The 23615-nt window shown below is 71.8% G+C and carries 18 protein-coding genes; 11 read left to right on the forward strand and 7 right to left on the reverse strand.

Going from position 1 to position 23615, the window contains the following annotated elements; all coding sequences use genetic code 11:
- Positions 1–40: 40 nt before the first annotated feature.
- From QM641_RS10590 to QM641_RS10600, 3 genes are all read right to left on the reverse strand, one after another.
- Entirely contained in the window at positions 41–955 is a 915-nt protein-coding gene (locus tag QM641_RS10590) for a DUF808 family protein (protein WP_415116237.1), read from the reverse strand.
- A gap of 92 nt (positions 956–1047) precedes the next feature.
- A complete protein-coding gene (locus tag QM641_RS10595; protein WP_415116239.1) occupies positions 1048–2985 on the reverse strand; it encodes an ABC transporter ATP-binding protein in 1938 nt (645 codons plus the stop codon).
- Complete coding sequence (locus QM641_RS10600) at positions 2982–4766, reverse strand: ABC transporter transmembrane domain-containing protein (protein ID WP_415116241.1); 1785 nt, start codon at positions 4764–4766, stop codon at positions 2982–2984. Before QM641_RS10600 ends, QM641_RS10595 begins: the two co-directional genes overlap by 4 nt.
- A 58-nt stretch (positions 4767–4824) precedes the next feature.
- On the opposite strand from QM641_RS10600, the gene QM641_RS10605 reads away from it, so the two are divergent.
- From QM641_RS10605 to QM641_RS10625, 5 genes are read left to right on the forward strand one after another with little or no spacing between them, the layout of a single operon-like run.
- Positions 4825–5790, forward strand: a complete 966-nt coding sequence (locus tag QM641_RS10605; protein ID WP_415116243.1) for an ABC transporter substrate-binding protein — start codon at positions 4825–4827, stop codon at positions 5788–5790.
- The gene (locus tag QM641_RS10610) at positions 5787–6686 is read left to right on the forward strand and encodes a siderophore-interacting protein (RefSeq protein ID WP_415116245.1); all 900 of its coding nucleotides are present in this window, start codon (positions 5787–5789) and stop codon (positions 6684–6686) included. The genes QM641_RS10605 and QM641_RS10610 overlap by 4 nt, the downstream gene beginning before the upstream one ends.
- 14 nt (positions 6687–6700) lie before the next feature.
- Entirely contained in the window at positions 6701–7756 is a 1056-nt protein-coding gene (locus QM641_RS10615) for a FecCD family ABC transporter permease (RefSeq protein WP_415116247.1), read from the forward strand.
- Positions 7753–8844 (forward strand): FecCD family ABC transporter permease, encoded by a 1092-nt coding sequence (locus QM641_RS10620; protein WP_415116249.1) that lies wholly within the window; start codon positions 7753–7755, stop codon positions 8842–8844. Before QM641_RS10615 ends, QM641_RS10620 begins: the two co-directional genes overlap by 4 nt.
- 17 nt (positions 8845–8861) lie before the next feature.
- Positions 8862–9692, forward strand: a complete 831-nt coding sequence (locus QM641_RS10625) for an ABC transporter ATP-binding protein (protein WP_415116271.1) — start codon at positions 8862–8864, stop codon at positions 9690–9692.
- A gap of 218 nt (positions 9693–9910) precedes the next feature.
- Here the strand turns inward: QM641_RS10625 and QM641_RS10630 are convergent, their stop codons facing one another.
- Entirely contained in the window at positions 9911–10762 is an 852-nt protein-coding gene (locus QM641_RS10630) for an HpcH/HpaI aldolase/citrate lyase family protein (RefSeq protein ID WP_415116251.1), read from the reverse strand.
- Positions 10763–10895: 133 nt separating this feature from the next.
- Complete coding sequence (locus tag QM641_RS10635) at positions 10896–12131, reverse strand: multidrug effflux MFS transporter (RefSeq protein ID WP_415116253.1); 1236 nt, start codon at positions 12129–12131, stop codon at positions 10896–10898.
- Positions 12132–12246: 115 nt separating this feature from the next.
- Between QM641_RS10635 and QM641_RS10640 the strand changes: the two genes are divergently transcribed.
- The 4 genes from QM641_RS10640 (at position 12247) to QM641_RS10655 (ending at position 18414) form a co-directional block, all read left to right on the forward strand.
- Positions 12247–13170, forward strand: a complete 924-nt coding sequence (locus QM641_RS10640; protein WP_415116255.1) for a DMT family transporter — start codon at positions 12247–12249, stop codon at positions 13168–13170.
- A 264-nt stretch (positions 13171–13434) separates the two neighbouring features.
- Entirely contained in the window at positions 13435–15723 is a 2289-nt protein-coding gene (locus QM641_RS10645; protein ID WP_415116257.1) for a glycoside hydrolase family 3 N-terminal domain-containing protein, read from the forward strand.
- Positions 15724–15931: 208 nt separating this feature from the next.
- A complete protein-coding gene (locus tag QM641_RS10650) occupies positions 15932–16909 on the forward strand; it encodes a magnesium transporter CorA family protein (RefSeq protein ID WP_415116259.1) in 978 nt (325 codons plus the stop codon).
- Positions 16910–17166: 257 nt separating this feature from the next.
- Positions 17167–18414, forward strand: a complete 1248-nt coding sequence (locus QM641_RS10655) for an ATP-binding protein (protein WP_415116261.1) — start codon at positions 17167–17169, stop codon at positions 18412–18414.
- Between the two features lie 111 nt (positions 18415–18525).
- Here the strand turns inward: QM641_RS10655 and QM641_RS10660 are convergent, their stop codons facing one another.
- Together QM641_RS10660 and QM641_RS10665 are read right to left on the reverse strand one after the other, a co-directional pair.
- Complete coding sequence (locus tag QM641_RS10660; RefSeq protein ID WP_415116263.1) at positions 18526–19737, reverse strand: ROK family protein; 1212 nt, start codon at positions 19735–19737, stop codon at positions 18526–18528.
- Entirely contained in the window at positions 19734–20990 is a 1257-nt protein-coding gene (locus QM641_RS10665) for an ROK family protein (protein ID WP_415116265.1), read from the reverse strand. Before QM641_RS10665 ends, QM641_RS10660 begins: the two co-directional genes overlap by 4 nt.
- A 235-nt stretch (positions 20991–21225) precedes the next feature.
- Here QM641_RS10665 and QM641_RS10670 point away from each other — a divergent pair, with 235 nt between their 5' ends.
- Together QM641_RS10670 and QM641_RS10675 are read left to right on the forward strand one after the other, a co-directional pair.
- On the forward strand, positions 21226–22368 hold the full coding sequence (locus QM641_RS10670; protein ID WP_415116267.1) for an ABC transporter ATP-binding protein: 1143 nt from the start codon (positions 21226–21228) through the stop codon (positions 22366–22368).
- Between the two features lies 1 nt (position 22369).
- Positions 22370–23615 (forward strand): ABC transporter substrate-binding protein (locus tag QM641_RS10675; protein ID WP_415116269.1); only part of this gene is annotated, 1246 nt, incomplete at its 3' end.

A 23615-nucleotide genomic window follows, 5' to 3' on the forward strand; every position in this document is an offset into this window, starting at 1 on the left:
CGGCGGGGGCCGGGGCGCGGGGCGCCGGGCGGGGCGCGCGTCAGTGCGCGGACGCCGGGTCGTCGCCGCCCTCGGTGAAGGTCGGCCGCTTGCCGAACAGGCGCCCGACGCCCATCACGACGCCGATGACGACGACGCCCGTGACGAATCCGGCCACGGCGGATGCCGCGGTGTCGGCGACCCACACGACCACCGGTCCGAGGGCGTGCATCGCGTGCTCGATCGCGTGCAGCACGTCGTAGAGGACGGGAACGCCGACCTCGGCGAGGTTGGCGATCACGAGGTGGCCGCCGACCCACAGCATCGCGACCGTGCCGATGACGCTGATCACGCGGAAGACGGCGGGCATCGAACGGACGATGCGCGCGCCGAGGTGTCGCACGCGCTGCGACCGGCTCTTGGCCATGCTCAGGCCGACGTCGTCGATCTTCACGAGAAGCGCCACGGCGCCATAGACGAGGGCGGTCATCAGCAGGGCGATGACGACGAGCACCACCAGTCGCGGCCAGAACTCCATGTCGGGGTCGATGTTCGACAGCGCGATCAGCATGATCTCGGTGGACAGGATGAGGTCGGTGCGGATGGCGCCGAGCACGAGCCGGCGCTCGTCGCGCGCCTCCTCGCCCCCGTGCTCATGCCCGAACCCGAACCATTCCAGTGCCTTCTCGGCGCCCTCGAAGCATAGGTACGTGCCGCCGACGATCAGCAGGAACGGCAGCGCCCACGGCGCGAACGCGGTGAGCAGCATCGCGATCGGGATGATCACGAGGAACTTGTTCGCGAGCGACCCGAGGGCGATCTTGCCGACGACCGGCAGCTCGCGCGCCGGCGTGATGCCCTGCACGTACTGCGGGGTGACGGCGGCGTCGTCGATGACGACGCCGGCCGACTTGGCCGACGCCTTCAGGGCAGCGGCGAGGATGTCGTCGACGACGGCGAGAAGACCTACGGACACGGCATCCCACCCTACGCGACAACGCGCCCGCGCTCGCCGTCAGTCGAGCGTGCGGCCCTGCTCGCCCCGCGAGTCACTGCTCCCGACGTGAGTCACTGTGTTGGAGGGCAGTGACTCGGCGCGGAGGTAGTGACTCGCGTGCCGGAGGAGTGATTCGCGGGCGAGTCGGATGCCGCGGGACCGGGCTCGGGGGTTCCGGATGCTGGGGGACCGGACCTCCCGGACCCCCCGGATCCCCCGGATCCCCCGGATCCCCCGGATCCCCCGGATCCCCCGGGCCCCCTGGACCCCCCGCGCCCGGCGGTCCAGGCGGCCCAGAGTCGGGCGTAGCGGCCGCCGGCGGCGACGAGCTCGGCGTGACGGCCCTGCTCCACGACGCGGCCGTGGTCGAGCACGACGATCCGGTCGGCGCGTGCGGCCTGGTCGAGGCGGTGGGCGATCGCGATGGTGGTGCGCCCGTACGCGACCCGTGCGACGGCGCGGTCGAGCACGCGCTCGCCGCCGGCGGCCGCGGTGGCCTCGTCGAGCACGAGCGCGTCGGGGTCGTGCAGCAGGATGCGTGCCAGGGCGAGCTGCTGCGCCTCGACGAGGGTGAGCGGGTGCCCGCCCGCGCCGACGACGGTCTGCAGTCCCTCGGGGAGGGCGTCGGCCCACGCGAGCGCGCCCACGGCGTCGAGCGCGGCGCGCAGCTCCTGCTCGCTCGCGTCGGGCCGAGCGAGCAGCAGGTCGTCGGCGAGGGTGCCGGCGAACACGTGCGGCTCCTGGCCGACCAGGGCCACCCGCGGCGCGACCGTGCCCTCGGCATCCGTCGTCGCGTCGTGCGCGCCGATCCGCACCCGCCCGCCGTCGGGCACCAGTGCGCCGAGCACGAGCGCCGCCACGGTGCTCTTGCCCGCTCCGCTGGCCCCGACCAGGGCCACCGTCTGCCCCGCCGGCACCGTGAAGCTCACCCCGGCCAGCGCGAACCCGTCCCCGTAGGCGAAGCGCACGTCGTCGAGGGCGACCTCCACGGCGCCCGAGCGCGGCGCGACGGTCCGGCGCGGACGCTCCGGCAGCTCCAGCACGCCGACCATCCGGGCCAGGGCGGCGCCGGCCTTCTGCAGGTCGTCGACCCCGCCGAGGACCAACCCGACCGGGTCGAACAGGCTGTGCAGGTACAGCGCCGCCGCGGTCGCACCGCCCACGGTGGCCGCATCGGCGTCGACGAGGAAGAACCCGACCGCGATCACCGCGCCGAGCCCGACCAGCTCGGCGACGTTCAGCCGGTTCCAGAAGCCGACGCTCACCCGCACCGCGCGCAGCTCGTCGACCACGGCGCGGGCCGCGGCCGCGTCGACGACCGCCTCACGCTCGCGCGAGACGCCCATGGCCCGCACCGTCTCGGCGGCGTCGATCGCCTCGAGCGTGCGCTGCGAGCGCTCGCCCTCGGCGGCGCGCGCGGCCAGGAAGACCGGACGGGCCCGACGCAGGTAGCCCCGGGTGGCCACGACCTGCACCGGCACCGCGGCGAGCGCGGCGAGCGCGAAGCGCACATCGATCACGCCGAGGCCGACGATCGTGATCGACACGGCGAACGCCGCAGAGACGAAGGCGGGCAGCACGCCGATCACGACCTCACCGACGATGCGTGCGTCGTTGGAGGCGCGGGAGACCAGCTCGCCGCGTCCTGCCCGTTCGACCGTGGCGGGAGGCAGGTCGACCAGGCGCGTCACGACGCGTTCGCGCAGCCGGGCGAGCAGGCTCTCTCCCGCGCGCGCGACCTGCAGCCTTCCGGCGCCGGTGAGCACGCCGTGGAGCACCCCGGCCCCGGCGAGCACCGCGACCAGCAGGGGAAGCCGGGCGGCATCCCCTGCGATGACCGCGTCGACGATCGCGCCGAGCGTGGCGGGAAGGGCCAACCCCGCGACGGATGCCACGGCCAGGGTCGCCGCGGCCCCCGACAGCGGCAGCCAGCGCTCGCGCAGCATGCGTCCGAGCGTGCGCCACGTCGCGGCGGGTGCGGCGATCGGCAGCGGAGAGGTCGCCGTCATGCGTCCACCCGCTCTGCGCCGCGCGCCGCGGGGACCTCGACGACGGTGTCGCAGATGCGCACCAGCGCGGGGCTCGAGGCGACGAGGATCGTCGTGCGGCCGCCCCGGGCCGCGGCCAGCCGCTCGGCGATCGCGGACTCGGTGACCGAGTCGACGGCGCTGGTCGGATCGTGCAGCACGAGCACGTCGGCCTCGCGCGCGAGCGATCGGGCCAGCGCGACCCGCTGACGCTGCCCGCCGGAGAGCGTGAGGCCCCGCTCGCCGACCGGCAGGTCCCAGTCGCCGCGCGCGGCCTCGCGGACGTCGTCCAGTGCGGCCGCGTCGGCGACCCGCTCCAGGTCGGCGTCGTCGAGCGGCGCGTGCAGTTCGATGTTCTCGCGGAGCGTGCCGCTGAAGATCGCCGGCTGATGGGGCGGCGCGAGCACGAGCGGTGCGTCGAGGATGCCGGTCAGCTCGTGCCCGCCGACGACGATGCGTCCGCGTTCGGGGAGCCGCGCGCCGGCGAGCACCTCGCACAGCTCGCGTGCGCCGCGGGGGTCGGCGACCTGCAGCGTCACGATCCCGCCGGCCGGGATCCGGGCCGAGAACGGTCCGGCGTTGGCGGTCGCGAGCCCGTCGAAGACGACGTCCGCGGCGCGGGCCCCGGCAGCCCCCGCGCCGCCCGGCGAACCGGTGCCGCCCGTCCCGCCCGAAGTCCCCGCGCCCCCCGGCGCTCCCGCGGCGCGGGCCCCCGCAGCCCCCGCGTCGCCGTGCGAGCCGGGTGTCCCCGCGCCCCCTGCAGCCCCCGCGCCGCCGTGCGAGCCCGAGGCCCCCGCCGGCCGGGCGGTCGGGGCCGCCAGCACCGCGTCGACGCGTTTGGCCGATGCCCGGACGGTGGCAAGCTCAGCGCCGACGAACGCGAGGCCGCCCACCGGACCGTACAGGAACTGGGCGAGGCCCAGCACGGTCACCAGCTCTCCGATGGAGATCGAGCCGGCGAGCGCCTGTCCCGCCGCGGCCGCCGCGATGCCGGCCAGGAGCAGGGCGGACAGCCCCATACTGGCCATCGTGTACGCGGCCTTCGCCGAGACGGCGCGACGGGAGGCGCGCAGCGACCGCTCGTTGGCCGCGGCGAAGCGCCGGGCGGCGGCATCCTCGGCATGCAGCCCGGCGACGGTCCGCAGGCCCGTGAGGAGGTCCGCCGCTGTGGCGGCGGCCGTCGCGGCGGCCTCCTGCTCGGCATCCATCCGACGCTCCAGCGGAGCGGTCACGACGTGCAGGAGCGCCACGAGCGCCGGGGTGGAAAGCAGCACGAGCACGCCCAGCGGCATCGAGATCACCAGCAGCGACACCGCGGCGGTGAGCACGGCGGCGAGCTCAGCAGCCGTGCCGGTGAGGAGCCAGACGATGCCGGCCGCCCGGTCGGCATCCGATCCGGCGATGCTCAGCAGCTCGCCGGGACTGCGCGGCCGCGCGAAGCCCACCGGGGAGAGCACCCGCGAGACCAGGGCGCCCCGCACCGCCCGGGCGCCCTCCTCGGCGGCGCGCACCGAGTTGAGCTCGCCGAACCGCCACGCCAGCAGGAGCACGGTGAACAGCGCGCACAGGGCGACCAGGCACAGCGCGAGCATGACCGGGTCCCCGGGGGCGATCGCCCGGTCGATCGAGACGCCGATGAGCACGGGCACGAGCGCCTCGGCGATCTGGTGCCCGACCAGCCCCACGACCGCCAGCGCGATCGGCACGCGTCGCCGAGCGAGCACGGTGGCCAGCGCTCGCGATCGGGAGGGGGAGGGGGACACGATCACTAGCTTAGGTGTAGCTTAGGTAAGCCTCAGCTACCCTCCGAATCGAAGGCTCATGACCACCTCACGCACTCGACCCCTGCGCGCGGCGCTCGCCGTCGCCGCGACGATCCTCCTCCTCCCGGCCTGCGCATCCGTCGGCACCGACTCCTCGGATGCAGAGACGTTCACGGTCGACACCGACTTCGGCGAGGTGACGCTCCCGGTCGAGCCGAAGGCCGCCCTCGGCTTCTACACGACCGACGTCGACATGCTGATCACGCTGGGCTATCCGCTCGCGGCCGAGCAGCCGATCCGCGAGGACTGGGACAGCTTCCCGAGCTTCTTCCCGCAGGAGGCGCTGGAGGGCATCAAGGGCTTCCACAACTATCCCGAGTTCAACCTCGAGCACGTCCTGCAGGTGGGACCCGACTTCATCCTCAACGGCCTCGGCTACGAGACCGACCTGCACGACAAGCTCACGGCGATCGCCCCGACCTACACCTACAACGGGTTCGACGGCGGCGACTGGCGCGACAAGTTCCGCGCCATCGCCGCCGACCTCGGGCGTGAGAAGCAGGCCCAGGCCTGGCTCGACGACTACGAGCAGCGCGCGGCCGACGTGAAGGCGCAGCTGGATGCCGCCGGCATCCACCCGACGGTCGCCGACCTCTCCTTCTGGGACGGCGAAGTCACCGTCGGCTGCTACAGCATCTCGTGCCTCGTCTTCGCCGACCTGGGCCTTCCGATCACCGCGCTCGCCGATGGCGACGGCGACGGCGAGCCCGACAACGAGGGGCAGAAGCTGAGCCTCGAGCAGCTGGGCGGTTTGTCGGACGTCGACGTCATCTTCACGGGCGTGAGCGAAGACGGCTCGGGTCTCATCACGGACGAGGAGGCGCTGCAGGCGAACGCGCTGTGGAACGCGCTGCCCGCCGTCGCGAACGGCAAGGTGTTCCCGTACAACTACGAGATGAGCTACGGCTCGCCGAGCGGCCAGGACGGCCTGCTCGAGATCGTGCGGAAGGCGCTCCTCGGATGAGCCGGCCGGACGTCAATCTGGTCCACCGCGTGGAGGTCCGCGCGGTCCACCGTCTCACGCCCGGAATGGTTCGCATCGTCTTCGGCGGCCCGGGCCTGGAAGGGTTCGTCTCCAGCGGCGTCGGCGACGAGTATCTGCGCCTGTTCCTGCCCGCGCAGGGCCACGACGAGCCGCAGCTGCCGGTGCCGAGCGCCGATGGCTACTGGGAGTTCCCCGACGGGGTCGAGCCGTGCGAGGTGCGCACCTACACCGTGCGGGCGTGGGATGCCGCGACCGGCCTCCTCACGATCGACTTCGTGGTGCACGAGGGCGGTGTCGCCGCGACCTGGGCGCTCGGTGCCGAGGTCGGTCACGTGGTGGGCGTGAACACTCCCCGCGGACTGTATGCACCCGCGGACGGCATCCGCTGGCAGCTGCTGGTGGCCGACGCCACCGGACTTCCCGCTGCGCTGCGTCTCGCCGAGCAGGCGCCCGAGGGCGTCCGCACGCGGGTCGTGGTCGAGGTCTCCGACGACCGCGACGAGCAGCGTCCGGAGCTGCCCGCCGACGTCGAGCTCACGTGGGTGCACGGCGGCAACGGGCACGGGCCCAGTCGGGTCGAGGAGATCGTGCGGGCCAGCGACCTGCCGAAGGAGCCCGGCTACGTCTGGGTCGCGGGGGAGACGCGCGTCACCCGCGGCGTGCGCCGGTATCTCCGGCATGAGCTGAAGCTGCCGGCATCCGCCTACAAGGTCGTCGGCTACTGGACCGAGAACGGCGAGCAGTGGACGGCGCGCTACGAGGCGCTCGCCGACGACGTGCGCGAGCGGCTCAGCGCCATGTGGGAGGACGAGACGCGGGATCAGGAAGAGGTCGAGGACGAGTACGAGGCGACCCTCGAGGCGCACGGGCTCTGACGCCCCTTCTCGCGATGTCCGCCACGACCTTCGCACCGCCCGCATCGACCGACGACGCCCGCCGAGCGATCGCCGCGATCAGGCGACGTCGGCTCGCGGGGTTCGTCGCCGCGGTCGTCGCACTGGTCGTCTGCGCTGCGCTCAGCCTCGCGATCGGGTCGAAGGGGCTCACGGTGGCGCAGGTCATCGGCGCGCTCGGGGGCGCGGACGGCGAGGCCGGTACGATCGTGCGCGATCTGCGCATTCCCCGCACGATCCTCGGGGTGCTCGCCGGGGCGGCGCTCGGCATCGCGGGCGCCCTCATGCAGGCGTTCACGCGCAACCCGCTCGCCGACCCCGGCATCCTCGGAGTCAACGCGGGTGCGGCCTTCGCCGTCGCTGCCGGGGCGGCCGCGTTCGGCATCACCTCGCTCAGTGGCACGATCTGGTTCGCCCTGCTCGGGGCGGTGGTCGCGACCTTCGCGGTGTACGCGATCGGCGCCGCCGCCCGCGGCGGACCCGATCCACTGCGGGTGACGCTCGCCGGCGTCGCGATCGGCGCGTTCCTGGGCGGTCTGACCAGCGGCATCACCCTCCTCCTCCCCGAGGTGTTCAATCGCATGCGGGGCTGGAACGCGGGCAGCATCGCGGCCGTGCCCGGAGAGCTGCTCCCCTCCGTGCTGCCGTTCCTGGGGGTGGGGTTCGCGCTCGCGATCGTCGTCGCCGGTCCGCTCAACGCGATCGCGCTCGGCGACGAGCTCGCCGTCGCCCTCGGCTCGCGCGTCGTGCGCACCCGCATCCTGTCGGTCGTGGCGGTGACGCTCCTGTGCGGCACCGCGACCGCCGCCGCAGGGCCCATCGGGTTCGTCGGGCTCATGGTGCCGCACGCGGTGCGGTGGTTCACCGGGCCCGATCAGCGCTGGATCCTCGCCGGGAGTGCCGTCGCCGCGCCGGTCCTGCTTCTGGCCAGTGACATCGTGGGTCGCCTCGTCATGCGCAGCGGCGAGCTGCCGGTCGGGATCGTCACCGCCTTCGTGGGAGCTCCCGTGCTCATCGCGCTGGTGCGCCGGCGGAAGGCGAGCGGGCTGTGAGCGCGCCCGCGACCGCCGCCGCGGAGGCGCAGGAGGAGGCATCCGTCGACGCCGGCTATCGCGCGATCGTGCTGCGCTCGCGCGGCGGCCGCTTCGCCACGCGAGTGGGCGTGCGCCACGTCGTGGTCGTCGCGGCGCTCCTGCTCGCCGCCGCGGTCGTCGGCGTCGTGAGCCTGTCGACCGGCGACTACGCGGTGCCGCTCGGCGACGTCGTCGCGACCCTGTTCGGGCAGGGCGACCGCCGCTCGCAGCTGGTGGTGCTCGAGTGGCGGATGCCGCGCGTGCTGCTCGCGCTGGTGCTCGGCGCCGCGCTGGGCGTGGCCGGGGCGATCTTCCAGTCCCTCACCCGCAATCCGCTCGGCAGCCCCGAGCTGATCGGCTTCGACTCCGGGGCCTACACGGGGGCCCTCCTGGTCATCGCGACCGTCGGCACCGGCTACGTCACGGTCGCCGGCGCGTCGCTCGCCGGTGGCCTGGCGACGGCGCTCGTCGTCTACCTCCTCGCCTACCGGCGCGGGTTCCACGGCTTCCGGCTGATCATCGTCGGCATCGCCGTCTCGGCGATGCTGTCGTCGCTGAACACCTGGATCATCCTCAACGCCGATCTCTACATCGCCCTCGCCGCCGGAGCGTGGGGGAGCGGCTCGCTCAACGCGGTCGGGTGGGAGCAGGCCCGGCCGACGGTCGCGATCCTCGCCGTCCTGTGGGTCGTCGCCGCGATGATGGCGCGCGGCATGCACCTGGTCGAGCTCGGCGACGACGCCGCGACGGCGCTCGGGGCACGGGTGCAGCGCGTACGACTGGGACTGGTCGCCCTCGGCGTCGCACTCACGGCGACGGCGACCGCGGCGGCGGGGCCGATCGCCTTCGTCTCGCTCGCCGCTGCGCAGCTCGCCCGGCGGCTCACGCGGTCGGCGGGGGTCACGCTCGCGGCATCCGCTGCCATGGGCGCCCTGCTCCTGGCCGCCAGCGATTTCGTGGCGCAGCGCCTGTTCGCCCCGACGCAGCTTCCGGTGGGAGTGATCACCGTGAGCCTGGGCGGCGCATATCTCATCTGGCTGCTCACCAGAGAGGGGAGGCGGCGATGATCGACGTCACCGCACCGATGGATGCCGGGGTCACCCCGCCCGAGGGAGCGCCGCCGCCCACGGCCCGGCTGCGCGCCGATCGGGTGACGCTCGCCTACGACCGCCGCACGATCGCCCAGGACCTGTCCGTCGACATCCCGACGGACTCGTTCACCGTCATCGTGGGGCCGAACGCATGCGGCAAGTCCACCCTGTTGCGGGCCCTCGCCCGAGTCATGGCACCAGCCTCGGGCTCGATCCTGCTCGACGGCAAGTCGATCTCGTCCTATCCCGCGAAGGAGGTCGCGAGACGCCTCGGCCTGCTTCCGCAGACCTCGCTCGCCCCGGAGGGGATCGTGGTGGCCGACCTGGTCGCTCGTGGACGGCATCCGCACCAGGGCATGTTCCGCCACTGGACCGCCGCCGACGAGCGCGCTGTCGCCGAGGCGCTCGCGGCCACCAACACCGCCGAGCTCTCCGGACGGCTCGTCGAGGAGCTGTCCGGCGGCCAGCGCCAGCGCGTCTGGGTCGCGATGGTGCTGGCGCAGCAGACGCCGCTGCTGCTGCTGGACGAGCCCACGACCTTCCTCGACATCGCCCACCAGTACGACCTGCTGGAGCTGCTGCGGCGCCTGCACCGGGCGGGCGGCCGCACGATGGTCGCCGTGCTGCACGACCTCAACCAGGCCGCGCGGTACGCGGATCACCTCGTCGTGATGAGCGAGGGCCGCATCGTGACCACCGGTGCACCGGGCGACGTGCTCACGGCCGAACTCGTCGAGGAGGTGTTCGGTCTGCCGTGCACTGTGATCCCCGACCCGCACACCGGCACGCCGCTCGTGGTGCCGCGCCCGCCCGAGAGCGCCTGAGGGGGATTCCCGCGGCGCGCGCCTGCCCGCCTCAACTCCCGCCCCCGAGTCACTCCTCCCGCTCGCGAGTCACTGCTTGCGTGGCGAGTCATTGTGCTGGAGGGCAGTGACTCGCGAGTTGGGCAGTGACTGGCGGGCGAGGCTGGCGGGGAGAGGCGGCGCGGGGCGAGGCTGGCGGGGCGAGGCGGCGCGGGCGAGGTGCGAGCGCGGGCGAGCCGTCAGGCGAGGGGCTGGATGCCGAAGGCCCGGGCCAGCGCGTCGATCTTCTGCGCGCGGCCCAGGCGCGGCAGGTCGCTGCCGTCGCGGACGACGCGGCCGCGCGCGTCGAAGTCGGCCAGGAAGCTCCGCGCCCACGTGACGTCCGACGTGGTCGGGCTGATGCACTCGTTGATCACCGGGAGCTGGTCGATGTCGACGCACAGCTTGCCGGTCAGGCCCAGCGCCACCGCGGTGGCGGACTGCTCCCGCAGCACCGGATGGCTCGAGCTCACCGTGGGCCCGTCGATCGGGCCGGGGAGCCCGGCGATGGTGCTGGCGACCACGAGCCGGCTGCGCGGATACGCCATCGCGAGGTCGGTCGCCGCCGTGCCGGTGTCGCGACGGTAGTCGCCGCTGCCGAAGGCGAGCCGGAACACGCTGCGCGCCTGGGCGATCTCGACCGCGCACTCGATCCCGAGTGCCGACTCGATGAGCGCGATCACGTGCGTCGTGCCGCCGAGCCGGTCGTAGGTCTCGGTGACGTGGGCGGCCGACTCGCTCTTGGCGAGCATGACGCCCAGGAGCCCGTCGCTGGCGCGCAGGCGGTCGACGTCGTCGCTCCAGAACTCCGACGCGCGGTCGTTGATGCGCACCCACGCCCGCCCGCCGGCGTCGAACCAGCCGAGCACCTTCTCTCTGGCGGCATCCTTGTGACGCGGGTCGACGCCGTCCTCCAGGTCGAGAATGACCTGGTCGGCGTGCGAGCGGGCGGCCAGGTCGAAGCGGTCCTCGTCGTGCGCGGAGACGAGCAGCCAGGAGCGGGAGATCTCGGCGGGCACCGCTGCACGCCGGGTATCGGTGGTGATGGTCATGATCTGCCTTCTGCGTGGTGGGGTCGTCGCGACGCGGTCCGACGACCCGGCATCCGAGTCTCCCCAGAACGCTACCCGGTGCATCGCGGATGCGGGGTCACCGCCCGCGTGCACGGCGCCCGGCGCGGCGGACTCAGGCCGACGCCGCGACGTCGGAGCGGTGCGCGCGTCGTGCGAGGGCGAAGCTGACCAGCGCGCCGGAGATCCCGACGACCATGACGAGGACCATCGGCACCGCCGTGCGCCCCCCGCCGGAGGTCGCCAACGGAGCGGAGACGGCGATGCCGAGCGACTGAGCGATCCCCTGGATGCCGGAGGCCGATCCGGCATGGTCGCGCACCTCCGCCGCGGCCAGGGCCGCGGCATTGCCGAAGACGAGACCCTGCGAGGCCATGAGCACGAGGAACCCGGTGCACACCGGCACCAGCGCGGTGTCCCACAGGAGCACCGTGAGCGCGATGAGCGCGACGGCGGCGACGGACAGGCCGAGTCCCGCGGCGATCAGCTGCTGCGGCCGGAACCGTCCGATGAGCCGGGCGTTCACGACGGTCACCCCCACCTGGCACAGCGCCGTCGTGGCGAAGAAGAGCGAGAACGGCAGCGGCGCCATGCCCTTCATCTCCTGCAGCACGTACGACGAGTTGGCGATGTAGGCCAGCATCGCGAACAGCGACGCGGTCGCGGTGAGCACGTACCCCACGAACGAGGGCTCGCGCAGCACCGCGCGGAAGCCGTGCACGACCACGCCGAGCCCGCCGGAGTGCCGCCGCTCCGGCGGAAGCGACTCGGGCACGACCATCGCCGCCGTGACGCTCATCACGATGCCGAACACCACGAGGGCCCAGAAGATCACGCGCCAGGTGCCGTCGAAGGTGAGCACGAGCCCGCCGATCACGGGGGCGATCGCGGGGGCGAGGCCCCCGAGGGCCATGAGCAGCGACATGACCCGCGCGAGCTGCTCGCCGTGGGCGACGTCGATCACGACCGCGCGCGCCACGGCTGCGGCGACGCCGCCGCCGATCCCCTGGACCAGGCGCATCGCCACGAGCACCTCGATGGACGGAGCAAGGGCGCATCCGATCGCCCCGAGAGTGCACACGACGCCGCCGATGATCATCGGCATCCGCCTGCCGTACTGGTCCGACAGCGGGCCGCCGATCAGCTGGCCGCCGCCGAAGCCGAGGAAGAACAGGGTGAGGGTGAGGCCGACGGCGGATGCCGTCGTGTCGAGGTCGGCGGTCACGTGCGGGAACGCGGGCGTGTACGTGTCGGTCGCGAAGGGCGGCACCGCGGACTGCACCGCGAGGGTCGCGATGAGCGCCATGCCGACGCCGGCGCCGCCGCGACCGGAGGGGGGACGCACGCGCATCGGGGACCTTTCGCTCAGGGCAACCTTTCCAGTATGTGGCACCGGCATCCGCCCGGCGCCGCGGAGGGCCCTTCGTCGCCTCGCGCCGCCCGGAACATCGTGTGACAATCCTCGAGTGCTTCCGGTCCTCGCCGTCGTCCTCGCGGCGCTGTGCTTCTCCACCACCGGCACCGCCCAGGCGCTCGCGTCGGTCGACGCCTCGCCCCTCGCCGTCGGGGCCGCACGCATCCTCGTGGGCGGCGGCATCCTCGGCGTCGCCGCACTCGTGTTCCGCACTCGCGGGCGGGCGGTGGCGGATGCCGTGCCGGCACGGGCTCGCAGGGGCTCGACCGGGCTGATCGTCGCGATGGGCGCACTGGGGGTGCTGGCCTACCAGCCGGCGTTCTTCCTCGGCACGCGTGCCAACGGGGTGGCCATCGGCACGGTCGTCGCACTCGGCTCGGCGCCGATCATCACCGGCGCGCTGGAGGCGGTGCTCCGTCGTCGCGCCCCGGGGCTGCGCTGGGCGGTCGCGACGGCGATCGCCCTCACCGGCGTCGTGCTGGTGTCCGGTCTCGTCGCCGGCGGCGCGCCGCATTCCTCCGTCGATCCGGTGGGCGTGCTCGCCTCGGTCGGCGCGGGCGCGTCGTACGCGCTCTACGCGGTCGCGAGCAAGCTGCTGCTGGATCGGTCCTGGGCACCGCACGCGGCGATGGGCGCGATCTTCGGCTCCGCGGCTGTGCTGAGTGTGCCGTTGCTGCTGGTCGGCGGCACGGCGTGGCTCGCCACGCCCGACGGTGTCGCCCTCGCGCTGTGGCTGGGGGTCGTGACGACCGCGGTGGGCTACCTGCTGTTCGCGTGGGGCCTGCGGTCGCTGCGTGCGACGACCGTGGCGACCCTGACCCTCGCCGAGCCGCTGTCGGCCACGCTCCTGGGCATCGTGCTGCTGCACGAGCAGCTCTCGGCGATGTCCGTCGCGGGGCTCGTGGCCATCGCCGGCGGGCTCGTCGTGCTCGGTGCCGGCCGGCGAAGGCCGGGCGATGTCGCCGCGCCGGCGTGACCGCGCGCCGGGTGCCCGCTGGCCGGGTGCCCGCTGGCCGGGTGCCCGCTACCCCGGCATCCCCACTCCGCCGCCAAGCTGCGCATAACTCAGGCAAAACGCTCCTGCCGGCGGACGCCACCCGCGAGATCACGCGGAAGTCGGGGGCGCTTCCCCGCAGATTGCCTGAGTTGTGAACACGGCACCGGCCCCGCGGAAGACCTCCTAGCATGGGGGAGGCGCCGCGAACCGGGCGCCGACCGACGCCCGTCGAAAGAGCTGCCCATGAGCAAGACGACCACCGCCTACCTCGACCCGGAACTGCCCGTCGCGGAGCGCGTCGCCGACCTCGTCGCGCGCATGACCCCGGCCGAGAAGGTGGGGCAGATGCTCCAGCTCGACGCCCGCGACGATCTGGACGACGAGGTGCTGCGCGTGAACGTCGGCTCCCTCCTGCACACCTCGCCCGAGCGCCTCGTGCGCGCGCACGAGCTGGTCGAGCAGACGCGCCTGCGCATCCCGATCCTCGTCGGCGAGGACTGCATCCACGGGCACTCGTTCTGGGAGGGCGCCACGATCTTCCCGACCCAGCTGGGCATGGCCGCCTCGTGGGATGCCGGTCTGATCGAGCAGGTCGCTCGTGCGACGGCCGTCGAGGTCGCCGCGACCGGCGTGCACTGGACGTTCTCGCCGGTGCTGTGCATCGCCCGCGACCTGCGCTGGGGCCGGGTCGGCGAGACGTTCGGCGAGGACCCGTTCCTCATCGGCGAGCTCGCCTCGGCGATGGTGCGCGGCTACCAGGGCGCGGGGTTGCACGACGACACCGCGATCCTCGCCACCGCGAAGCACTTCGCCGCGTACTCCGAGACCCAGGGCGGGCGGGATGCCAGTGAGGCCGACGTGTCGCGGAGAAAGCTCCGCTCGTGGTTCCTGCCGCCGTTCGAGCGCGTCGCTCGGGAGGGATGCCGCACCTTCATGCTCGGCTACCAGACCACCGACGGCGTGCCGATCACGATCAACAAGTGGCTGCTGTCCGACGTCCTGCGCGGCGAGTGGGGGTACACCGGCACTCTCGTGACCGACTGGGACAACGTCGGCCGCATGGTGTGGGAGCAGAAGGTGCAGCCCGACTACGCGCACGCGGCGGCCGCGGCGGTCAAGGCCGGCAACGACCTCGTGATGAACACGCCGGGGTTCTACGAGGGCGCGCTGGAGGCGATCGAGGCCGGGCTGCTGGACGAGTCCGAGCTCGATGCCGCGGTGTCCCGCATCCTGACGGTGAAGTTCGAGCTCGGTCTGTTCGAGAACCCCCGCCGCCCCGACCGCGAGCGCATCGCCGCCGTGATCGGCGCGGCCGCGCACCGCGACCTGAACCTGGACATCGCGCGGCGCTCGCTCGTGCTGCTGCGCAACGACGGCGTGCTGCCGCTGGACGGCGGCCTCGTCGCGGACGATACCGGCCGCGCGGCGCGCACCGGCCGTGACCCGAAGCGCATCGCGGTGGTCGGTCCCCTCGCCGACGACGCGCAGACCCAGCTCGGCGACTGGGCGGGCGGCTCCGGCCAGGCCGGATGGCTCGACTCCCAGCCGCGCGAGCTGATCACGACCGTGCTCGACGGCCTGCGCTCCTTCGCGCCGGATGACTGGACGATCACGCACGCGCACGGCGCGGACATCGTGACCCTCGCCCCCGATCCCGAGGGCTCGCACTTTCCGGACGGGCAGCCGCGGCCGCCGATCGGGGTGCCGTGCCCGCCGGACGAGGCGCTCATCGCGGATGCCGTCACCGACGCCCGGCGTGCCGACTATGTGGTCGCGGTCGTGGGCGACCGCATCGAGCTGGTCGGTGAGGGCAAGTCGACCGCGACGCTCGACCTGATCGGCGGGCAGCCGGCGCTGCTGGAGGCCCTCGCCGCCACCGGCACGCCGCTGATCGTGGTGCTGATGGCCTCGAAGCCGCACGTGCTGCCGCCGTCGGTGCTCGATGCCGCGGCGCTCGTGTGGGTCGCCAATCCCGGCATGGAGGGCGGCCGGGCGATCGCCGAGCTGCTGCTCGGCCTGATCGAGCCGTCGGGGCGCCTGCCCATCTCGTTCGCCCGGCACGCCGGGCAGCAGCCGACCTACTACAACCAGGTCCGCGGGCAGCACGGAAACCGGTACGCCGACCTCACGCAGGACCCGGCGTTCGCGTTCGGCGAGGGCCTGTCGTACACGACCGTGGAGTACGGCGACCTGCACGTGCCGACGGCGGAGGTGTCGGCATCCGACACGGTCGTCGCCGAGATCGCAGTGCGCAACACCGGCGAGCGCCCGGTGCGGGAGACCGTGCAGATCTACGTGAGCGACCTGGTGACCTCGGCGAGCTGGGCCGACAAGGAGCTCAAGGGCTACCGGCAGGTCGAGCTCGCCCCGGGCGAGGAGACTGTCGTGCGCCTGGAGCTGTCGGCGGCCGACTGCACGATCGTCGACGCGGGCGGCGTGCGCATCGTCGAGCCGGGCGAGTTCGAGCTGCGCGTGGGCCCGTCCTCGCGCGAGGAGACGCTGCGCCGGGCCCGGTTCACCGTCACGGCCTGAGCCGCGCCCGCGGGCCTGCCCCCTGCCGCCTTCAGCGCAGCAGTTCGACGGAGATCTGCACAATGTCGGATGCCTCGGGGCACCGGCATCCGACGATGTGCAGATCTCCGACGTTGCGCCGTGCCCCGCGACCTCCTTGACACCGCTCGGGCGTGGGCATATACCGAATGCGGGCCGCGCGGTGCGGCACGGGACGGAGCCGGTGGACATGGACGTGACACTGATCTCCGAGGCCGGCATCACGGAGCGTTCGCCCGACGAGCTGCCCGCTCTGCTGGCGGGCGAGGGCGTCGTGTGGGTGGACGTGCCGGAGTGGAGCGACGAGGTGCGCGCCCGGCTTGCCGAGGTCTTCGGGCTGCACCACCTCGCGCTCCAGGACTGCGCGGTACGCAACCAGGTGCCCAAGGTGCACGTCTACGGCGACCACGTCTTCATCGTGCTGCACGCGCCCAAGCTCGGCGCGGGAGGCCACGTCCACTACATCGAGCTCGATCAGTTCGTCAGCCGCGACTACGTCATCACGGTGCACGGTCCGCTCAACGAGGCGGTGCCGCTGGAGGACGCCCTGGTCGAGGTGCGGGCGCTGCGCAACCGGATCGCGGCGGGCAGGTTCCGCCCGGCGACCGGGTACGAGCTCTCGCACGCGCTCGTCTCCGCGCTCACCGGGCGGCTGCGCGAGCACACCGCGCAGCTGACGCGCGAGGTGTGGCGGCTGGAGCAGGCGGTCACCGGCAACAAGTACAGCGATCCGGAGCAGTTCCTCGACGAGATGTTCCGGGCGCGGCATGGACTGCTCACGGTGAAGACCATGTGCACGCTCTCCGCGGAGGTCTACGGTCGCATGGCGAAGGTGCGGGTCTTCGGCGACAGCGGCGAGCGCCTGGTCAAAGACCTCGTGGACCAGTTCCACCGGCTCGGCGTCATGGCCGACGGCCAGAAGGACTACCTGCAGGGCACGATCGAGTTCTACCAGGCCCGCACGAACACGAAGATGACGATCGCGGCCGAGCGGCTCGCGGTGATCGCCGCGGTCACCCTGCCCATCACCGCGCTGTCGTCCGTGTTCGGCATGAACGTCATCGTCAACGAGAGCACGCACTGGGACGCGCTCTGGCTGCTGCTGGGCGTCATGAGCGTCATGTCGCTGGGGCTGCTGTGGTGGACCAAGCGCAAGGGCTGGTGGTGACCGCCGCTGCTGGACGCGTTTCGGCGCAGCGCGGCCGTTCGTCGGAGATCGGCGGTTTGTCGGATGCCTCGGCGCACCGGCATCCGACGATGTGCAGATCTCCGACGAACTGCGGCGCTCGCGGTCCGTGAGGTGGTGAAACGGCGAGAAAGAGGTGGTGAGACGGCGAGAGATGTGTGGCGAAACGGCGAAAAGAAGGTGGTGAAAAGGCGAGTAAGGAGTGGTGAAACGGCGAGTCGGACCGGTAGATTCGATGCATGGCGCCTTCGTCACTGATTCCCCGCTTGATCCTGCCGCGATTGCGGGAGGTGCTGGACGACACGCGCATCGTCGTACTCCAGGGTGCGCGTCAGGTGGGGAAGTCGACGCTCGCGGCACAGGTCCTCACGGAACGAGCCGGTACGGGCGTGACCCTGGACGATCCCGCCTCCCTCGACTTCGCGCGGTCCGATCCGTTCGGCTTCGTCGAGCAGGCGCCCGAGGAACTGCTCGTCATCGACGAGCTGCAGAGGGCGCCCGAGCTGGTGGTGGCGCTGAAAGCCGCCGTCGATCGCGATCAGAGGCCTGGAAGGTTCCTCGTCACCGGGTCCGCGAACCTCCTCGACCTGTCCTCGACCCACGAGTCGCTCGCGGGTCGGGCGGAGCGCGTCGAGCTCTATCCGCTCAGTCAGCGCGAGCTCGACCGGCGCGACGGCTCCTTCATCGACGCAGCGATAGATGGCGAGTCGTTCTCGCGTCACACCAGTGAGCTGCGGCGAGAGGACTATGCGGAGCGCGCATGTGCGGGCGGCTACCCGGAGGCGCTGAGACGGACCACCGTGCAACGGCGGGAGGACTGGCACGCGAGCTATCTCTCCCAGATCGTCCGCCGTGATGCGCCGGACATCTCCGGTCTGCAACGGCTGGCCGATCTTCCACGGCTTCTCCGGTTGATCGCCGCCCGGATGGGAAGCACGATGGTCTGGAGCTCTCTTGCGGCCGACGCGAGCATTCCCCGGCGGACGCTGGATCCGTATCTCGCGCTCCTCGAGACGCTGTATCTCACGCACGCGCTGCCGGCATGGTCGACGAACCTCACCTCTCGCGAGGTGAAGCAACCGAAGGTGTTCCTCGCGGACTCCGGACTTGCGGCGAGCCTGCTCGGCGCGACGGCAGCCGCCCTGACTCCGGGGTCGGCGAGGCTGGGTCCGCTCATCGAGTGCTTCGTCGTCGGTGAACTGCGTCGTCAGCAGACCTGGGCGATGCAGCGTACGACCATGCACCACTACCGGGACAGCCGCGGCATCGAAGTGGATGTCGTGCTGGAGACCCCGGACGGTCGGGTCGTCGGAATCGAGGTCAAGGCCGCAGCGACGGCGCACGCCCAGGACGCGAAGGGACTCAGCGTACTCCGCGACAGGCTGGGCGATCGGTTCGTCGCCGGCTACATCCTCTACGCGGGTCGCGGGACGGTCGCCGTCGGCGAGCGGATCCGGGCCGTCCCCATCGACGCGCTCTGGCGCTGACGAGCGCGGCCGTTCGTCGGAGATCGGCGGTTTGTCGGATGCCTCGGCGCACCGGCATCCGACGATGTGCAGATCTCCGACGAACTGAGGCGCTCGCGCGCGGCAGCGAATTCAGCGCGCGAAGGTGCGCTCCGGGGTGAGGGCGAGCACGCCGTCGCGCGCGGCTGCCACGGCGGCGGCGACGGCGCCGATCGCGACGACCTCCGCGCCCAGAGTCGAGGCGATCAGGCGCGGGGCGGGGAGGTCGAGCTCCTCGGCGAGCGTGCTGCGGGCCGCCGCGACGACGTCGTGGATGCCGGCGGACACCGCCCCCGACACGACGACGATCTCCGGGTCGTAGAAGCTGCCGATCATGCCTGTGATGCGGGAGAGCATCGCCGCCGCCCTGGCGGTGAGCTCCCGGCTCGCCGAATCGCCCTCGTGCGCCAGCTGCAGGACGTGTTGGGCGGTGACGAGGGCGGGGGGCAGCTGGGCGAGCGGATGCTCGGGCCCGATCCGGCCGGCGGCGAGCTCCTGTCGTGCCCACCGCGCGATCGTCTGGCCGAGCCCGTCCGGATCGTCGACCCCTTCGATGCGGCCGAAGACGACGGTCTCGCCCACGCCGCCGTGCCTGCCGTGGAGCAGATGCCCGTCGATGACGACGCCCATGCCGAACCGCGCGCCGGACAGCAGCGCCACGTAGTTGTCGGAGTCCTGGGCGGCGCCCTCGGTCCCCTCGGCGAGGGCGGCGAGCGAGGCGTCGTTGCTCAGCTGCACGATCGGCGCCCACGGCGTGATGTGCGTCAGCAGCTCCGGATTGGACTTCGGCCAGAAGCCGTCGCGATGGGACGGCGACCGGCCGTCGGCGTCGACGGGCGCGGGCACGCCCACGCACACCGAGAGCAGCTCCGAGCGCGGCGCGTCTACCGCGCGAAGCGTGGCGTCCAGCGACTCGGTCAGGTCGCGACGGCGCTGGTCGGCATCCGCGTCGAGGTCGGTCTCGAAGCTGGTCGTCGCGAGCCGGTGACCGCGCAGGTCGGCGAGGATCGTGGTGACGTGCGCCCGGCCGGCGTCCATCCCCACGACCATGCCGGCGTCGGCGCACAGCTCGAAGCGCCGCGCGGGGCGGCCCGTGCGGTAGCCGTGCTCGGTGCGCGCGTTGGCGAGCTCCCGGACGAGTCCGAGCTCGATCAGACTGTCGATCCCGGAGATCGTCGTGCTGCGCGTGAGTCCGGTCCGGTCCATGATGTCGTCGGCTCGGAAGGTGCCGGCATCCCAGGCGTGCTCGAGGACCGCCGCGATGCTCGCGCGCTGCGGCGTCTCCCTGCGAATGCTGACCGTCACGGAGCGGCCTCGCCGGCGTGGGTCGCAGCTCCGGCCACAGGGTAGTCGGCGATGAGGGACAGCAGGTTCTCCCTCGCCCAGGCGAGCCCGCGGCCCACGGCGCCGATGCCCACGACCTCGCTTCCGAGTGCGGATGCCACGAGCTCGGGCGGCGGGAGGGCCATGAGCTCGGCCATGCGAGGCGCGGCCCGCGACAGCAGCAGCGCGAGCGAGTCGGCCACGCCGCCGGCGAAGATGATCCGCTCCACGTCGAGCATGCCCGCCAGCAACGCCGAGACGCGGGCCAGCCGCAGCGCGAGCTCGTCGACGATGGCCGATGCCAGCGGGTCCCCGTCGTCGGCCGCGTGGAGCACCGCCTCGGCATCGAGGCCGTCGGGGGGCAGGGTGCTCAGGACGCTTTCGGCGGGAATGCGGCCCTCGTTCCTGGCCGCCTGCACCAGTCCCCTGAGCACCGCGGCGATGCCGTCGGCGTTCCAGACCCCGTCGAGCTGGATCAGCGGGTGCATCTCGCCGGCGCCGCCGTGGCTGCCGCGCACGAGTCGTCCGTCGAGGACGAAGCCCGCGCCGAGACGCTCGCCGGTCAGCAGGGTGACGTACGAGTCGACACCGACGCCCGCACCGACCTTGCCCTCGCCGATCGCCGCGAGATTGGCGTCGTTCTCGAGGATCACCTGCCGGCCCCGGTCTCGCAGGTGCGTTGCGAGCCCGGGGTTCATGCGCTGCCAGAACTCGTCCCAGCCGCGTGGGGATTCCCCCCTGGCATCCGTCGGCGCGGGGATGCCGACGACGAGGCACAGCACCGCCGAGGGGTCGACGCCCGCCGAGGCCAGTGCGCGGCTCAGTCCCTCGTCGATCGTGGCGATGCGCTCGGCCGGGCTGGGCCGCACGTTCGCGGGTACGGTGTGCGAGAGGGCCAGCACCTCGCCCCGCAGATCGACGACCCGGGTCGTCACGGTGTGCAGCCCCGCGTCGATCCCGACGACGACGGCGCGCTTGGCGTGCAAGGCATAGCGCCGCGCCGGCCGGCCTTTGCGGTAGCGGGCGCCGGCCACGCGGGTATCCGGCAGCTCGATGAGCCAGCCGCGGTCGACCAGCTCGACGCAGAGCCCGATCACGGTCGTGCGGGTCAGGCCCGTGGCGGCGATGGCGTCGCTCGCGGTGAAGGCGCCGTGGTCCCACGCGAAGTTCAGCACGGCGGCGGCGTTGAGCAGTTTCAGCGACGGACCCGGTGATGCGGCGGAGTCGATCCTCACCCTTGACGACCCCTTCCCGTGTGCGTTAGCTTGTAGTCGTTAATCCGAGGCATATATCTAGTAGCTAGATAAAACGCGGCGGATCAAGCCTTTCCAATGGAGGACGAGCTGACCGCCCACACCGCACCCCAGACTATCGGCCGACGATGCTCGGCATGCGTCTGTGGTGTCCGACTACTCGGCACAATCGTCGCCCGAGCATTCCCGTCAGATCCGCGATAGTCAGGAGCGAAGCATGGCCGAAGTCGAGTTCAGGAAAGCCACTCTGCAGTACCCAACTCTCGATCGCCCGACGATCGATCAACTCGATCTGAAGGTCGAGGACGGTGAGTTCGTGTGCGTCGTCGGCCCGTCCGGCTGCGGCAAGAGCACGACGATCCGCATGCTCGCGGGCCTGGAGTTCATCACCGGCGGTCGCGTCTACATCGGTGGCAAGGACGTCTCCGCCGTCCCGCCCCGCGACCGCGACATCGCGATGGTCTTCCAGAACTACGCGCTCTACCCGCACATGACCGTGGCCGCCAACATCGGCTTCCACCTGATGCTGCAGAAGACGCCGAAGAGCGAGATCGACGAGCGCGTCCGGCACGCGGCATCCCTGCTCGATCTGACCGAGTACCTCGACCGCAAGCCGGCCAACCTCTCCGGCGGACAGCGCCAGCGCGTCGCGATGGGCCGCGCGATCGTGCGCCACCCCAAGGTGTTCCTGATGGACGAGCCGCTGTCGAACCTCGACGCGAAGCTGCGCGTGCAGACCAGGACGCAGATCGCCAAGATCCAGCGCGACCTCGGCGTCACGACCATGTACGTCACGCACGACCAGGTCGAGGCCATGACGATGGCGGACCGGATCGCCGTGCTCAAGGCGGGACAGCTGCAGCAGTTCGCCTCCCCGGAGGAGATGTACACTCGGCCGCAGAACGCCTTCGTCGCCGGGTTCATCGGCTCCCCTTCGATGAACCTGCTCGAGTTCAACGTCACCGAGGACGGCAAGATCGCCTACGGCGACTACGGTCTGCGCCTCGGGCCGTCGCAGCAGGCGGCGCTGAGCCAGGAGCGGGTGATCGTCGGCAGCCGCCCGGAGGGCTTCCGCGTGCTTGCACCGGGAGAGCCGGGACTGCGCGCCACCATCGACGCCGTCGAGAACCTCGGCAACGACGTCTACATCTACCTGGAGACCGACGAGAAGCAGCCGCGGTCGATCACGGTGCGCCGCCCGGCGGGCTCGTCGCACCGGGTCGGCGAAGGACTCACCCTGCGCCCCGCCCGGTCGCAGATGCACCTCTTCGACAAGGTGACCGGCCTGCGGCTGCCCGACTACGACGGCCCCGGCGAGGGCGAGACCGCGCTCGACACCGGCCTGAACAGGGTGGTCTGAGATGGCCGCACGTTTCGAGATCGATCGACGCCAGTTCCTGCAGAACACCGGCCTCCTCGCCGCCATCGCCATGAGCGGTACATCGCTGGCCCTGGCCTTCGACGCCCGGCGCGACCCCCGGACACCGATACGGTTCTACTCCGCGAAGCGCGAGATGAAGGCGTATTACCAAGCGCTCACGAACCAGTTCAACCAGCAGCAGGCAGACTTCGTCGCAGCGTTCGAACAGAGCACCAACCTGGCGGCGGACTTCGCCCGGAACACACCGGTCGCCGTCGGTATCACAGACCTGCAGCAGGCGACCGGAGCGTATCTCCGGCTCGGCGCCACCGCAGACCAGAGCGACAACCCGCTGGTGGACCAGATCGACCCGCACGCGATCGACATCATCCGTCAGTACGCGAGCTTCAACGACCAGCTCGGCGCGCTTCCGTTCTCGATTGCTGGCCAAGGCGTGATTTACAACCGCGATCTCTTCGATGAGGCCGGAGTCACCGTGCCAACAACGTGGAGTGAAATGCTCGAAGTCTGCGAAAAGCTGAAGTCGAAGGGCATCACCCCGCTCATCGGCACATTCGCCGACATCTGGACGATCGAGTTCAGTCTCTTCAACCACGGGGTTTCCGGCATGCTGAACGTGGGTGAGTTCTTCGACAAGCTGAACGCTTTGGGGGTCGATGCTGGACCGGATGCATCGACGTCATTCAGCAAGGACTTCCGCGAGCCCATGCTGAAGGTCGTCGGGCTCTTGCCCTACTACCAAGCGGGCGTGAAGAACATCGGCTATGACCAAGGCAACCGTGATCTTGGGGACGGCAAGGGCGCGATGCTCATTCAGGGCCCGTGGGCGCTGAACGGTGTTCTGGGTGCCAACAAGGATTTCAAGGCTGGAATGTTCCCGCTCCCGATGACCGACGACCCTGACGATACACAAGTCATGATGAACCTCGATCAGATGGTGTTCACGCCCGCGACAGCGACAGGCAAGCAGCGCGACGGCGGATTGGAGTTCATGGACTTCGTCCTGCAGCCGGACATGGTGGACGCGTACAACCTCGACCAGCATGCGTTCAGCCCGCTCAAGAACGCGAAGTCAACGGAAGACCCGATGATCGAGGATCTCCAGCCCTACATGGAAAGTGGGCGGTACCAGATGGGACCAACCATTTACATCCCGGCCGCGATCGACAAGGGTCGCTACTTGCAGGAGTACATCTACGCAATGATGGCCGACCCCACCAATGAAG

It is taken from the genome of Microbacterium sp. (genome assembly GCF_047605725.1).
Lineage (GTDB): Bacteria > Actinomycetota > Actinomycetes > Actinomycetales > Microbacteriaceae > Microbacterium.